This is a genomic window from Ruegeria sp. CH2, assembly GCF_056537065.1.
In genome coordinates this window covers 368457-383031 of the sequence record NZ_JBQFQV010000001.1, presented here as the reverse complement: position 1 = coordinate 383031, position 14575 = coordinate 368457, and the positions used below count along the sequence as shown (strand labels likewise).

Genomic DNA, 14575 nt, shown 5'->3' with positions numbered 1-14575 from the left:
GGAAGGCGACAGGACAATGGCGGATCTTCTGACAATGAGCGACAAGAAAAACGCAGACAAGCAAAAGGCGCTCGACAGTGCGCTGGCCCAGATCGAACGGCAGTTCGGCAAGGGGTCGATCATGAAGCTGGGAGAAGATGCCCGGCAGGATATCGAGGCGAGCTCGACCGGGTCGCTGGGTCTGGATATCGCGCTGGGTATCGGCGGGCTGCCGATGGGGCGTATCGTTGAGATTTACGGGCCTGAGAGCTCGGGTAAAACCACTTTGACCCTTCATTGCATTGCTGAGCAGCAAAAGCGCGGCGGAGTTTGCGCGTTCGTAGATGCGGAACACGCTCTGGACCCGCAATATGCCCGCAAGCTGGGCGTTGATCTGGATGAGCTTTTGATCTCGCAGCCTGACACCGGTGAGCAGGCGCTTGAAATCACAGATACTCTGGTACGCTCGGGCGCAGTCAATATGGTTGTTGTCGACTCGGTCGCTGCCCTGACGCCGAAATCGGAACTCGAAGGGGACATGGGCGACAGCAGCGTGGGTGTTCAGGCCCGGCTGATGAGCCAGGCAATGCGCAAACTGACAGGCTCGATCAGCCGTTCGAACTGCATGGTCATCTTCATCAACCAGATCCGTATGAAGATCGGCGTGATGTTCGGCAGCCCGGAAACCACAACCGGTGGTAACGCGCTGAAATTCTACAGCTCGGTTCGGCTGGATATCCGCCGGATTGGCGCGATCAAGGACCGGGATGAAGTGGTCGGGAACCAGACCCGCGTCAAAGTTGTGAAGAACAAGGTCGCACCGCCGTTCAAACAGGTCGAGTTCGACATCATGTATGGCGAAGGCATCTCGAAGATGGGCGAATTGCTGGATTTGGGTGTCAAAGCCGGCGTTGTTGAAAAGTCAGGATCCTGGTTCAGCTATGGTGATGAGCGGATCGGGCAGGGGCGCGAGAACGCCAAACAATACCTGCGGGAAAACAGTCGGGTGGCGCTGGACATCGAAGACAAGATCCGCGCGGCGCATGGGCTGGAATTCGATATGTCGCCAGGCGTTGCCGAGGATGACGATATTCTGGAGGCGTGATGTCCTGAGGTGGGTAACCCCTGACATCTGCGCAAAGACTATAACACTTGAAACAAGGCGACCTGATCGGGTCGCCTTGTTTCGTTCCTGTGTGCCTCTGCTGTGGACACTCACCTGACAGGGGGCTAAACCAACGGAGACCAAGATATATGTGCGCCGAGAGAGCCCTATGCCAACCCTGAACGACATCCGATCGACTTTTCTGAACTACTTTGAAAAACAAGGGCATGAGGTCGTCGCGTCCAGCCCGCTGGTGCCGCGCAATGACCCGACGCTGATGTTCGTGAACTCAGGCATGGTGCAGTTCAAGAACCTGTTCACCGGTCTGGAAACCCGCGATTACAAACGCGCCACTACGGCGCAGAAATGTGTGCGTGCGGGTGGCAAGCACAACGACCTCGACAATGTTGGCTATACGGCGCGTCACCATACGTTTTTTGAGATGCTGGGAAACTTCTCATTCGGGGATTATTTCAAACATGAAGCGATCCCTTTTGCCTGGGAACTGATCACCAGGGAATTCGGTATCGACAAGACTCGCCTGTTGACCACCGTCTATCATACCGATGATGAAGCCTTTGAAATCTGGAAAAAGGTCGGTGTGCCCGAGGACCGGATCATTCGTATCGCCACCAGTGACAATTTCTGGCAGATGGGTCCGACCGGACCTTGCGGCCCGTGCACCGAGATCTTCTATGATCACGGCGATCACATCTGGGGTGGCCCTCCGGGATCACCCGAGGAGGATGGCGACCGATTCATCGAAATCTGGAACGTCGTTTTCATGCAAAACGAGCAGTTCGAAGATGGCTCGATGGTCGAACTTGACATGCAGTCGATCGATACAGGTATGGGGCTCGAACGGATTGGGGCGCTGTTGCAGGGCAGTCATGACAATTATGACACCGACCTGTTCAAGACCTTGATCGAGGCTTCGGCAGATGCGACCGGTGTCGACCCGTATGGCGACCAGAACGTGCATCACAGGGTGATCGCGGATCACCTGCGGTCGACCTCGTTCCTGATTGCAGACGGTGTGATGCCCAGCAATGACGGCCGGGGATATGTTCTGCGCCGGATCATGCGCCGCGCCATGCGCCATGCGCACCTGCTGGGCGCCAAGGATCCTGTCATGCATCGCCTGGTACCTACGCTGGTGCAGCAGATGGGCGGGCATTATTCTGAACTGAAACAGGCGCAACCGCTTATCGAAGAGACGCTGCTGCTGGAAGAAACCCGGTTCAAGCAGACACTGGACCGTGGTCTGAAGTTGCTGGATGATGAGGTTTCAGGGCTTTCTGAGGGGGCACCCCTGTCAGGTGAAGCGGCCTTTAAGCTTTACGACACGTATGGCTTCCCACTGGATCTTACGCAGGATGCGCTGCGTGAAAAGGGCCTGAGCGTCGACACGGACGGTTTTGACACCGCGATGGCTGAACAGAAGGCCAAGGCACGTGCTGCATGGGCCGGGTCAGGTGAAGCAGCGGATCAGGTTGTATGGTTTGATGTGCTGGATACCGCCGGTGCGACGGATTTTCTGGGCTACGATACCGAGAAAGCCGAAGCGCAGGTTGCCGCTTTGGTTGTTGATGGCGCAATGGTCGACAAGATCGACGCGGGCAGCAGCGGTTGGGTCGTCGTGAACCAGACCCCGTTCTACGGGGAGGCCGGCGGTCAGGTCGGCGATACTGGCGCGTTGCGTAGGCTGGAGGATCGCGATCACCTGAGCCGCGTGGAGGACACGAGGAAGTTTGCCGACGGCAAGGTCTATGCTCATAAGGTGGCGGTTCAAAGCGGCGTTGTTTGCAAGGGCGACGCGGTAGAGCTTGAGGTTGATCACGCCCGCCGTTCCGCCATTCGCGCCAATCACTCGGCCACGCACCTGCTGCATGAAGCCCTGCGCGAAACGCTAGGTGACCACGTAGCACAACGCGGTTCGCTGAACGCAGCGGATCGTCTGCGGTTCGACTTCAGTCATTCCAAAGCGCTGAGCCTAGAGGAAATCCAGAAAGTCGAACGTGAGGTGAACGATTTCATCCGCCAGAATTCGACTGTTGAAACCCGGGTCATGACACCCGACGACGCGCGCGCATTGGGCGCGCAGGCCCTGTTCGGCGAGAAATATGGTGACGAGGTTCGTGTCGTCTCCATGGGCAAGGCACCAACAGGCAAAGGCCATGACGGCGATACGTGGTCGATAGAACTCTGTGGCGGCACACATGTGCGCCAGACAGGTGATATCGGCACCTTTGTTGTGTTGGGTGACAGCGCCAGCAGTGCAGGTGTGCGCCGGATCGAAGCGCTGACCGGGGATGAGGCCTTCCGCTATCTTTCGGCACAGGATCAACGTCTGGCTCAGGTGGCATCGGAACTGAAGGCGCAACCGGACGACGTGGTGGCGCGCGTGAAAAGCCTTCTGGACGAACGCAAGGCCTTGCAGAACGAAGTGGCTCAGTTGCGCCGGGATCTGGCTATGGCTGGCGGGGCCGGTCAGGGCGGTGGTGCCGAGGCGCGGGATGTAAACGGTGTGAAATTCCTGGCACAAGCGCTCAGCGGTGTTTCAGGCAAGGACCTTCCCGCGTTGATCGACGAACACAAAAGCCGCCTTGGATCGGGTGCGGTGTTGCTGATTGCGGATACGGGCGGCAAGGCGGCCGTTGCGGCTGGTGTGACAGAAGACCTGATCGGACGGATTTCGGCGGTGGATCTTGTCAAAGCTGCGGTAATCGAGTTGGGCGGAAAAGGCGGCGGCGGTCGTCCTGATATGGCCCAGGGCGGCGGCAAGGATGCATCAAATGCAGATGCGGCAATCAAGGCCGCACAACAGGTTTTGGGAGGTTAATATGGCTGCTCTTTGGATTGCGCATGTCACGGTGACGAACACTGAGGCTTACGGCAAATACGCGGAACTGGCCGGACCGGCCATCGCCAAGCACGGGGGCGAGTTTATCGCCCGTGCTGCACGGTACGTTCAGCTGGAAGGTAAGGAACGTCCACGAAACGTAGTGGCGCGCTTCCCAACGCTGGAGGCTGCGGTTGAATGCTATAACTCGGATGAGTACCAGCAGGCCCTGAATCACGCGCGCGGCGCAAGTGAGCGTGAACTGGTTGTGGTGGAAATCACCGAGTGACATATGGGCCTTGCGTCCAAGGCGCTGATATTTCCAAGAAAACCGGCAGTGAATAAGCAAGATTCGGCTTATGTCATGTTTGGTTGATACTGATTAGCACGCGACAGCGGGCTGTTTTTTGTTTAATTGATTTAATTCAATCACTTACCCTTTGATGCTCCTGTTCTGTCGAATGGGTCCTGGCAGAATTGTGGCCGCGCCAACAAAATTCTTACGTGAAATTGTCAGATTCTCGGACGAATTTTCGCCCCGTTTCCTTTGCAGGTTCTCAAAAGATTGCGCGAAACGCCTGATCACAGATAGTTTCAAGAAACAGAATGTGGTGCAGTTGGACATGCAATCGTTCGAAGAACATCGGATCGGGGAACTCGCATGATTTCATTCGCGAATTTAGCCAAGAGGTGTGTTGCCGCTCTTGCATCGGCTGCGGCGCGCGCAGTGGGTATCTGCACCGTATGTATCGGCGTAATCGCCTCCGCACCTGTCGCGCAGGCATCCGACGGCGTCTTTATCCCTATCGTTGCGTCTTCGCCTCCGCCCTCAGGCGCAATCAACCTATGCAACCAATATAACTGGGCTTGCACTGCAAAACGCTCGGTCACGTTGTCCAGCCACCAAGAGCTGACGGTGGTAAATCAAGTGAATCGCCGCGTAAACGCGTCGACCCGGGAAGTTACGGATCAGTCCCAGTACAAAACGCGTGAGCGATGGGCCTTGCCAACACCCAGAGGCGGTGATTGTGAAGACTTTGCATTGTTGAAGAAAAGGGATCTGATCCATGCCGGGGTTGATCCAAGTAAGCTTTTGATTGCGACCGTTCTGGACACACGCCGGACGCCTCATGCGGTTCTGGTCTACCGCTCGGCGCAGGGCGACCTGATCTTGGACAATCTCACAAACCGGATCAAACCCTGGACAGCTACGCGCTATTTGTTCCTGCGCATGCAAGATCCGAAGCGACCCAGTCAATGGGTCGGCGTTTACGGGCGCAGTTGACCTCAGCGGTATATTTACCTACCCAAAATCTTACCCTTGGACGCAGATTTGGTCTGCGCCCAAGAGTGTAGTCTTTGACCTTACGCTTGGACGGATTAATCCGAACGTTTTGCGTATCGACGTATTCCAGCCCCGAAGCCTCGACCAGCAGAGTTTTTTCTATCGAATATGCTCCGCGTTCCTAGGGCCGGTTCGCTGGTATTCGGTTTCGTCTTTATCAGTCTTCTTCGTGCTCTTCACCACCGGGCTCTTCACCACCGGGTTCTTCCCCACCGGGTTCTTCTCCACCGGGCTCTTCGCCACCAGGTTCTTCTCCACCGGGCTCTTCGCCACCGGGTTCTTCTCCACCGGGCTCTTCGCCACCGGGTTCTTCACCACCGGGTTCTTCGCCACCGGGCTCTTCACCACCGGGTTCTTCACCACCAGGTTCTTCGCCACCGGGTTCTTCACCACCGGGCTCTTCGCCACCGGGTTCTTCACCACCAGGTTCTTCGCCACCGGTTGGGTTACCGCCGCCACCATTGGGGGGCGTGCCATTTTCTTGGGAAGGTCCGTCGCCGGATCTCTGGTCTGAGACACCGATCGATGCGGTCGGGAAGTCACTTAGCAGACCTGCCAGCGGGGCGCATTCTGCACCGACGCGCGCCAGGATCTGATCGAAGTCATGACGGCGTTGAATGTAGCGGATCATGCCGGATGTCACAGTATCGCATTCGCACAAAACCTGCGCGGACGCAGCGGATTGCCGTGCTGTTGCAACCGTACATGTCCCAGCGGCAAAGGTTTCACCGGCAGGTGAAAGCAGAAAAGTTGTCGCAATAAAAAACAGTGGAAACTTGCGAGCTCTATTACCCATTTTGAACTCCTTGGAACTCGATAACTAAACTACGTCCTTCTATGCACCATTCCCGTATCGGTGTTTGTGAAGGACGTCACACTTCTGACGTGTTTTGACCATAATTCGAGGGCGCCTACAATATCTTGTTGGTGAGGCCCGGGGCGGAAATTTTCAACCATGCGGAGAAAGGTGTTAGTTTTCAAATAAAAACCGGGCAGTGAGCCCGGTTTTTCTGATTTCGTCTTTTGTCGTATTGGAAGCAAATATGCCACACTATTGCCATTGTTTCCGTTTGGTCAGTTTGCAACCTGAGGGTGTTCTAGGCAGATTTGGCCATCCGCTTACGCTCGTGCGGGTCAAGAAAACGCTTCCGCAGGCGCACCGCGTTTGGTGTAACTTCCACCAGTTCATCATCGTCGATATAGGCAATTGCCTCTTCCAGTGAGAACTGAATATGCGGCGTCAGGCGGACCGCGTCGTCGGATCCACTGGCGCGCACGTTTGTCAACTTCTTGCCTTTGAGCGGGTTCACTTCCAGATCGTTGTCTCGCGAGTGTTCGCCGATCACCATACCCTGATATACGTCTGTTTGCGGACCAACAAACATACGGCCACGTTCTTCCAGGTTCCACAGCGCATAAGCCACAGCCTGACCTTTCTCCATCGAGATCAGAACGCCTGCGCGACGGCCCGGAATCTGCCCCTTATGTGGCGCCCAGTCATGGAACACGCGGTTAAGTACACCCGTACCGCGCGTGTCGGTCAGGAATTCGCCGTGGTAACCGATCAGACCGCGGGACGGGACATGGGCGATGATCCGCGTCTTGCCCGTACCGGCCGGGCGCATCTCGACCAGTTCACCCTTACGTGCGCCGGTAACCTTTTCAATAACGGAACCAGAATATTCGTCATCCACGTCGATGGTGACTTCTTCGATAGGCTCAAGCCGCTGCCCGTCTTCTTCACGGAACAGAACCTGCGGGCGCGAGATGCTGAGCTCAAAGCCTTCTCGGCGCATATTCTCGATCAGAACACCCATTTGCAACTCGCCGCGGCCCGCAACCTCGAACGCCTCACCGCCGGGGGTGTCGGTGACACGGATGGCGACGTTCGACTCGGCTTCCTTCATCAGCCGGTCACGAATGACGCGAGATTGAACTTTTTTGCCGTCACGGCCTGCCAGCGGAGAATCATTAATACCGAAGGTCACGGTAATGGTCGGTGGATCGATGGGCTGCGCGGGCAGGGCCTCAGTGACCTGAGGGGCAACCAGCGAATCCGCTACGGTGGCTTTGCTCATGCCAGCGATGGTCACGATGTCGCCTGCTTCGGCCACATCAATGGGCTGCTGGGCCAGTCCCCGGAACGCCAGGATTTTCGTGGCGCGGAAGTTTTCGATGACCGAACCATCGCGGCTGAGCGCCTTGAGGTTGTCGCCAGCCTTCAGCGTGCCACTTTCCACACGACCGGTCAGGATACGACCGATGAAGGGATCGCTGCCCAATGTCGTGGCCAGCATCCGGAAGGGTTCATTTTTGTGTTCGACCTGCTTCGGGGCAGGGACATGATCGACGATCAGGTCGAATAGCGCGCTCAAGTCTTTGCGGGGACCGTCCAACTCCATATCCGCCCAGCCCGAACGGCCCGAGGCGTACATTGAAGGAAAATCCAACTGGTCGTCATCCGCGCCGAGATTGGCGAACAGGTCAAAGCATTCGTCCAGTGCGCGGTCAGGTTCGGCATCCGGCTTATCGACCTTGTTCAGAACCACGATCGGGCGTAGGCCCAGCGCCAGTGCCTTGGACGTTACAAACTTGGTCTGGGGCATCGGGCCTTCTGCGGCGTCCACCAACAGAACAACACCGTCGACCATGCTGAGAATGCGCTCGACCTCGCCGCCGAAATCGGCGTGGCCAGGGGTGTCGACAATATTGATGCGCGTGTCTTTCCACTCAACCGAGGTGGCCTTGGCCAGGATGGTGATGCCGCGTTCACGCTCCAGGTCGTTACTGTCCATGGCGCGTTCCGCGACGGCCTGATTTTCCCGGAATGCACCGGATTGTTTGAGCAGCTCGTCCACCAGGGTCGTTTTGCCGTGGTCCACGTGAGCGATGATTGCGATGTTGCGCAGGTCCATGAGAGGTCAGCCTTTGAACGGGAAGTTGCCGCGCGCATAACGCGGCGCGGCAAAATATACCAGCCCTAACCGGCCTTCAGTGCCCGGCAGTCTTTGAAAAGAGGTGAATGATCAGGATTCCCGCCAGAATCATCGCCAATCCGAGTATTGCCGGCCAATCCAAACGCTGACCGAAAACGATAAAACCGATGAGCGCGATCAGAAAGATGCCTAGTCCGGACCAGATAGCATAAACAATGCCGACAGGCATGACCTTCAACGTCATCGCCAAAAGGTAGAATGCAAACGCGTACCCAACGATAACGATCACGGATGGCCAGAACCGCGTAAACTGCTGGCTGGCTTGCAGGGCCGTTGTGCCAATGGTTTCAGCCAGCACAGCCAGCAACAGATACAGATAGGCTTGGGGCATTTGAATACCTCGGAAAAGGGTGCGTCGGGTGGCCTGAGGGTGATTTGTGTGAGTGAAATACGCGGGCCGTCATGTTGTCTACAAGATTACCTTGGGTCAGGTATACCTGACTGTTTTTTCAGTCGAATGAATGTAATATTCGCTGCATATTTTTTCATTTTGTTAACGAGTTTTGAGCGATGACGTTATTTGCGAAATCAATCATATTTGCTTCGGGTCTGATAGTGGCGATTGGGTGGCTTGCTGACGGGGGGTCCGTCGAAGTGAATGCAGCCAACGTGGTTCAACAGTTTGATGGTAGTAGTGTTTTTTGAACGCCGCTAGAAACCAAGCAAGAAAAAAGGAGCCTTCAGGCTCCTTTTTTTATGTTTGAGGATCGGGTGTTTCGACATGTTCAAAATGCACAACCAGTTGTGGTTGCAGCCAGTCCCACAGCTGAGGTGCTCCCGCTGCAATAGCTGGTCGGACATGTGTTACAATCTGATCGAATTTTACTTTGTATTCGACCCATGATCCGCCACCTGTTTCCAGATTTGCTATGGGTGTTTGAAACCGGTCAACAGCCTTTGCAAATCTGGCTTCCGGGGTTTCAGCCGCCTCAAACTCGCGCCATAGTTCAGTAAATGACCTGTGTTGACAGTCAGGCAGAAGGCCAAACAGTCGTTTGGCGGCGGCCTGTTCCTTGGCTTCTTGTTCCGCGTGGTCGACATGTCCGTGGATCGGGTGGTCGCCCGCGTCGATTTCGACAACATCGTGCAAAAGCAACATCTGGAGGGTTCGGTCCACTTGAACGTCCGAATGCGCGTATTCTGACAATACCCATGCGTAGAGCATGACATGCCACGAATGTTCCGCCGAATTCTCGAACCTGTCACTGGCCATCAGGCGTGACGCGCGCAAAACGGATTTCAACTGGTCCGCTTCTGTAAGAAACGCCAATCTTTTCGTGAAGGCGTCATCCTGAGGGTCCGAGTTGGTCAAGAGGTTTGTGGCATGCTGGTGGGCCAATGGAAACGCATGGGCCAGATACGCTGCGCGACCGTCTGCCAGATTCGACCGCGCAATCTCCACATGATCCTCTCGTGGGTCGGCGGCGCACAGAACCTGAAACAGCGGCTGGCAGCGATCCAGAATCTTGGCAAACCGGGCATCCGGGGTTTGGTCCGCCTCGAATTCGTGCCAGAGCGAAAGAAATTCCTGCGCCTGTTCGTCGGGCAACAGGCCAAACAATTCTTGTGCTGCGGCCTGTTCAGCCTCGGCCACGGTGTCCCAATCCGTGTTGAGGTGAATCGGGTGATCACCTGTCACGATCTCAACCAGATCATGCAGCAGCAACATGCGGATGACCCGGTCGACCGAGATGTCCGGCCCGGCCAGCGGTGCCATGACCATTGCCCACAAAGCCAAGTGCCAGCTGTGTTCAGCAGAGTTTTCCGGCCTTGATTGGTCAAGCAGGACATTTGCCCGCTCGACCAGTTTCAGATTGTCGGCCCGTTTCAGAAATGCGACCTGCGCAACCAGGCGATCGGTCATTGCTTTTCAATCGCCTTGAGTTTCGCGCGATGCGAAGCGAGGCGCTTGATCACGAATTGTCTGGCCTTGCGTTCAGCCAGACGCACGCGGATTTCTGTCAGGAAAGCCTCTTCCAGAGATTGAGACGCCGCACCAAGAACTTCACCCACTTCCACAAAGAACCGGTCTTCGCCGGTTTCGTCCATGACCTTCATCGTATCTTCGGCCAGTTTGGCCGCGAGCGATGTGATGGTGTCGGACATTAGCGGGTGTTCTCAGTCAGCCGACGTTTCACATAGTCGCTGACATCTGTGATCAGCGTGTCCATGTGGCGATCCTGGAAGAAATGATCCGCGCCCTCAACCTCGTTATGGGTGATCGTGATCCCTTTTTGCTCGTGCAACTTGTTGACCAGCGCGGTGGTATCCGCTGGTGGTGCCACACGGTCAGCCGATCCGTTGATGATCAAGCCCGAAGACGGGCAGGGCGCAAGGAAGGAAAAGTCATACATGTTGGCAGGCGGCGACACGCTGATGAAACCCGTGATTTCGGGGCGGCGCATCAGCAACTGCATTCCAATCCACGCCCCAAACGAAAAGCCCGCAACCCAACAGTGTTTCGAGTTGTTGTTCATGGATTGAAGGTAATCCAGCGCAGATGCCGCATCGCTCAGCTCGCCTACGCCCTGATCATATTCGCCCTGGCTGCGACCGACGCCGCGGAAGTTAAAGCGCAGCACTGTGAAGCCCATGTTGTAAAAGGCATAGTGCAGGTTATAGACCACCTTGTTGTTCATGGTCCCGCCGAACTGAGGATGCGGGTGAAGCACGATAGCGATCGGTGCGTCTTTTTCCTTTTGCGGGTGGTAACGGCCTTCCAGGCGGCCTTCGGGTCCGGGAAAAATCACCTCGGGCATGTGTGCTTTGGTCCTGTCATTTTCGTGCGGGTATCCGGATATACTTGACTATAATCGTCGGACACCTTAGAACGGTTCTAATTACATTGCTTGGCGCAATCGCGCTGTCAGTCGGAGATACGCACTGGCAGCGTCGGCGTCAATGATTTCGCGCAGATCCGGCTAAAAGGGGGCAGGGCATGAAGCTTTCGACCAAAGGGCGTTACGCGATGGTCGCTTTGGCGGATATTGCGCTTCAGCCAACAGACCGGCTGGTAACCCTGGGCGAAATCTCGGAACGGCAGGACATTTCTCTGCCGTATCTTGAGCAGCTTTTCGTCAAGCTGCGTCGCGCGGAACTGGTTGCTTCTGTCCGTGGGCCCGGAGGGGGGTATCGTCTTGCACGCCCCGCGTCCGAGATTCGCGTGGTCGAGGTTCTGGCCGCTGTGGATGAGACAGTTGATGCGCTGCAAAAAGGGGCCGGAGCATCCGGTGCGTCATCGGGTAGCAGGGCGCAATCCCTGACGAACCGCTTGTGGGAAAGCCTGAGCGCGCATGTTTATGTCTTCCTGCACCAGACGCGCCTGTCGGATGTGATCAGAAACGACCTTGCGCCTTGCCCGGCAGTTCCAAGCCTGTTTTCCGTCGTCGATGAATGAGCTGGGTAAGTCGAACATGCATATGACTTCTGTGCAGGAAAAGATGTATCCATGAAACGTGTTTATCTGGATCATAACGCGACTACGCCGCTGCGACGCGAAGCGCGCGAGGCAATGATCGCGGCGATGGATGTGGTCGGGAACCCGTCATCTGTTCATGCGGAAGGACGTGCCGCAAAAGCGCTGGTCGAACGCGCGCGGGCGCAGGTCGCCGAGGCCGTCGGTTGCCGTCCGCAAGAGGTCATATTTACCTCTGGCGCGACTGAAGCGGCGCGGGTTCTGCAAAATCGCCCCGAAGGCTGCGACGTCTTTGTCGACAGCACTGCCCACGATGCGCTGTGGTCGCATTTCGATCTGACCCATTGTAGCGAGCATCCCTTTGGCCCTGGGCACATATTGGCGATGGGGCTTGCGAACTCCGAAACCGGAGTCATCACGCAGCCGCCACAGAAAGTTGAGAACCAGTGGCCCTATGGCGCGCGGCGCGCGGACTGGCTGTTGCTGGATATTACGCAGGTTGTCGGACGCATTCCATTTTCCTTCGCCTGGAGCGGCGCTGATATGGCGATCCTGTCGGCGCATAAGATTGGCGGGCCAAAAGGTGTTGGCGCTTTGATCCTGCGGCAAGGTATCGATATCGAACCTTTGGCCAGCGGTGGCGGACAGGAAATGGGCCGAAGATCTGGTACTGAAAATGTGGTGGGCATTGCCGGATTTGGCGCGGCTGCCGAGGCTGCTCAGCGCGATCTGGCGGATGGAGTATGGGAAAAAGTCAGAGAACTTAGAAATATTCTAGAAAACGCCCTTGAGGCTGGTGCAATATCTACTATTTTTGTCGGGAAAGATCAGGAGCGACTCCCGAATACCCTGTGTTTCGCGACGCCCGGCTGGAAAGGCGAAACGCAGGTGATGCAGATGGATTTGTCTGGCTTTGCCATCAGTGCGGGATCCGCCTGTTCCAGCGGCAAGGTCAAAACCAGTCGGGTTCTGACGGCAATGGGATTTGATGAGACGGTGGCGTCATGCGCAATCCGCGTATCGCTGGGGCCAGAGACGACTGAAGAAGATGTGCTGCGTTTCGCCGAAACGTGGCTTGAAAAAGAGAAAAAGCATCGCGCGCGGGCTGCGTGATCTGACGGAGGGTAAGTCATGGCCGCTTTGGACCAGACCCAGGTAAAAGAAGGTGTCGATCAGGAAACCGTGGACGCGGTTCGCGAGGTCGGCACATACAAATATGGCTGGGATACCGATATCGAGATGGAATACGCGCCCAAAGGCGTGAACCCGGATATCGTCCGTCTGATCTCGGGGAAAAACGATGAGCCCGAGTGGATGACCGAATGGCGTCTGGCCGCGTTCGAGCGTTGGACCAAAATGGAAGAACCCAAATGGGCGATGGTTCACTATCCGCCAATCGATTTTCAAAACCAGTATTACTATGCCCGCCCCAAATCGATGGAAGAGAAACCCAAATCTTTGGATGAGGTTGATCCAAAGCTGCTCGCCACTTACGAGAAGCTTGGTATCCCTCTGAAAGAACAGATGATTCTGGCTGGTGTTGAAGGGGCTGAGGATGCACCTGCCGAAGGCCGCAAGGTGGCAGTCGATGCAGTGTTTGACTCGGTTTCCGTGGGCACGACTTTTCAGGCCGAACTGAAAAAGGCAGGCGTGATCTTCTGCTCGATCTCTGAGGCGATCAAAGAGCATCCTGAGCTGGTCAAGAAGTACTTGGGAACCGTGGTTCCCGTATCGGACAATTTCTATGCAACATTGAATTCAGCTGTATTCTCGGATGGCTCATTCGTCTACATCCCGCCGGGCGTTCGCTGCCCGATGGAACTAAGCACGTATTTCCGCATCAACGCCGAGAACACGGGCCAGTTCGAACGCACCCTGATCATTGCTGACAAGGGCTCGTACGTCTCATATCTGGAAGGCTGCACTGCACCCCAGCGTGACACGGCACAACTGCATGCTGCCGTGGTCGAGATCATCGTCGAAGAAGATGCCGAGGTGAAATACTCGACCGTTCAGAACTGGTTTCCGGGGGACGAAAACGGCAAGGGCGGTATCTATAACTTCGTGACCAAACGCGCCGACTGCCGGGGTGACCGGTCCAAGGTGATGTGGACGCAGGTGGAAACCGGATCGGCCGTGACATGGAAATACCCGTCCTGCATCCTGCGCGGCAATGAAAGCCAGGGTGAATTCTATTCGATCGCGATTGCCAACAATTATCAACAGGCCGACACCGGCACCAAGATGATTCATCTGGGCAGGAACACCAAGTCGCGCATCGTGTCCAAGGGCATCAGCGCGGGCAAGGCCCAGAACACCTATCGTGGGCTAGTGTCGATGCACCCGAAAGCCAGGGACAGCCGGAACTACACGCAGTGTGACAGTCTGCTGATCGGCGACAAATGCGGCGCACATACGGTTCCCTATATCGAGGTCAAGAACAACTCGAGCCGCGTTGAGCACGAGGCGACGACGTCAAAAGTGGATGACGATCAGCTGTTCTACTGCCGTCAGCGCGGCATGGACGAGGAAGAAGCCGTGGCTCTGGTGGTCAACGGGTTCTGCAAAGACGTGCTTCAGGCGCTTCCGATGGAGTTTGCGATGGAAGCACAGCAGTTGGTGGCCATCTCACTTGAAGGTTCGGTTGGGTGATGACGCGGTCACCCGGAACCCGCATCCGTAAGGATAATGTGCTGACCTGGCTTGGGTACGCATTGCCGGTTCTGGGCGGTCTGCTTGGCGTGGCCTACGTCAACACCCATTACATGGAATTCATCAACCCGGTTTGGGCGGTAGGTGGCGGGGCAATCCTGGGTTGGATTCTCGCCAGACTGATCCGCAGATTGCTGGGCTAGAACAATGCGGGGTCACAGTGCCCCTTGCGATACGCAAA

Annotated in this window: 14 protein-coding genes; 8 read left to right on the top strand and 6 right to left on the bottom strand. The window is 56.3% G+C overall.

The window, feature by feature from the left end:
- The first annotated feature begins 16 nt into the window (after nucleotides 1–16).
- The 4 genes from recA to ACR0M9_RS01900 all read left to right on the top strand — a co-directional run bounded on the left by recA (nucleotide 17) and on the right by ACR0M9_RS01900 (nucleotide 5211).
- Entirely contained in the window at nucleotides 17–1084 is a 1068-nt protein-coding gene (gene recA / locus ACR0M9_RS01915) for a recombinase RecA (RefSeq protein WP_267366220.1), read from the top strand.
- A 169-nt stretch (nucleotides 1085–1253) separates the two neighbouring features.
- Entirely contained in the window at nucleotides 1254–3926 is a 2673-nt protein-coding gene (gene alaS, locus ACR0M9_RS01910; RefSeq protein WP_480772717.1) for an alanine--tRNA ligase, read from the top strand.
- A gap of 1 nt (nucleotide 3927) precedes the next feature.
- The gene (locus ACR0M9_RS01905) at nucleotides 3928–4215 is read left to right on the top strand and encodes a DUF1330 domain-containing protein (protein WP_480480870.1); all 288 of its coding nucleotides are present in this window, start codon (nucleotides 3928–3930) and stop codon (nucleotides 4213–4215) included.
- 372 nt (nucleotides 4216–4587) lie between these two features.
- Complete coding sequence (locus ACR0M9_RS01900; RefSeq protein WP_480485607.1) at nucleotides 4588–5211, top strand: transglutaminase-like cysteine peptidase; 624 nt, start codon at nucleotides 4588–4590, stop codon at nucleotides 5209–5211.
- Nucleotides 5212–5428: 217 nt separating this feature from the next.
- Here the strand turns inward: ACR0M9_RS01900 and ACR0M9_RS01895 are convergent, their stop codons facing one another.
- The 6 genes from ACR0M9_RS01895 to ACR0M9_RS01870 all read right to left on the bottom strand — a co-directional run bounded on the left by ACR0M9_RS01895 (nucleotide 5429) and on the right by ACR0M9_RS01870 (nucleotide 11026).
- Complete coding sequence (locus ACR0M9_RS01895; protein WP_480772716.1) at nucleotides 5429–6067, bottom strand: hypothetical protein; 639 nt, start codon at nucleotides 6065–6067, stop codon at nucleotides 5429–5431.
- Between the two features lie 301 nt (nucleotides 6068–6368).
- Complete coding sequence (typA, locus tag ACR0M9_RS01890) at nucleotides 6369–8186, bottom strand: translational GTPase TypA (protein ID WP_209596307.1); 1818 nt, start codon at nucleotides 8184–8186, stop codon at nucleotides 6369–6371.
- 76 nt (nucleotides 8187–8262) lie between these two features.
- Nucleotides 8263–8598 carry an SMR family transporter gene (locus tag ACR0M9_RS01885; protein WP_209596305.1) on the bottom strand — a complete coding sequence of 112 codons (336 nt, stop codon included), beginning with the start codon at nucleotides 8596–8598 and terminating at the stop codon, nucleotides 8263–8265.
- Nucleotides 8599–8961: 363 nt separating this feature from the next.
- Nucleotides 8962–10131 (bottom strand): HD domain-containing protein, encoded by a 1170-nt coding sequence (locus ACR0M9_RS01880; protein ID WP_480772715.1) that lies wholly within the window; start codon nucleotides 10129–10131, stop codon nucleotides 8962–8964.
- Nucleotides 10128–10373, bottom strand: coding sequence for a hypothetical protein (locus tag ACR0M9_RS01875; protein WP_267366187.1), 246 nt, complete (start codon nucleotides 10371–10373; stop codon nucleotides 10128–10130). The genes ACR0M9_RS01880 and ACR0M9_RS01875 overlap by 4 nt, the downstream gene beginning before the upstream one ends.
- Nucleotides 10373–11026, bottom strand: coding sequence for an alpha/beta hydrolase (locus ACR0M9_RS01870; protein ID WP_170424714.1), 654 nt, complete (start codon nucleotides 11024–11026; stop codon nucleotides 10373–10375). The genes ACR0M9_RS01875 and ACR0M9_RS01870 overlap by 1 nt, the downstream gene beginning before the upstream one ends.
- 179 nt (nucleotides 11027–11205) lie before the next feature.
- Between ACR0M9_RS01870 and iscR the strand changes: the two genes are divergently transcribed.
- From iscR to ACR0M9_RS01850, 4 genes are read left to right on the top strand one after another with little or no spacing between them, the layout of a single operon-like run.
- Nucleotides 11206–11664 carry a Fe-S cluster assembly transcriptional regulator IscR gene (iscR, locus tag ACR0M9_RS01865; protein WP_209596301.1) on the top strand — a complete coding sequence of 153 codons (459 nt, stop codon included), beginning with the start codon at nucleotides 11206–11208 and terminating at the stop codon, nucleotides 11662–11664.
- Nucleotides 11665–11715: 51 nt separating this feature from the next.
- On the top strand, nucleotides 11716–12795 hold the full coding sequence (locus ACR0M9_RS01860; RefSeq protein WP_480480881.1) for a cysteine desulfurase family protein: 1080 nt from the start codon (nucleotides 11716–11718) through the stop codon (nucleotides 12793–12795).
- An 18-nt stretch (nucleotides 12796–12813) separates the two neighbouring features.
- Complete coding sequence (sufB, locus tag ACR0M9_RS01855; protein WP_480480883.1) at nucleotides 12814–14334, top strand: Fe-S cluster assembly protein SufB; 1521 nt, start codon at nucleotides 12814–12816, stop codon at nucleotides 14332–14334.
- On the top strand, nucleotides 14334–14537 hold the full coding sequence (locus ACR0M9_RS01850) for a hypothetical protein (RefSeq protein ID WP_480480885.1): 204 nt from the start codon (nucleotides 14334–14336) through the stop codon (nucleotides 14535–14537). Before sufB ends, ACR0M9_RS01850 begins: the two co-directional genes overlap by 1 nt.
- Nucleotides 14538–14575 lie beyond the last annotated feature (38 nt).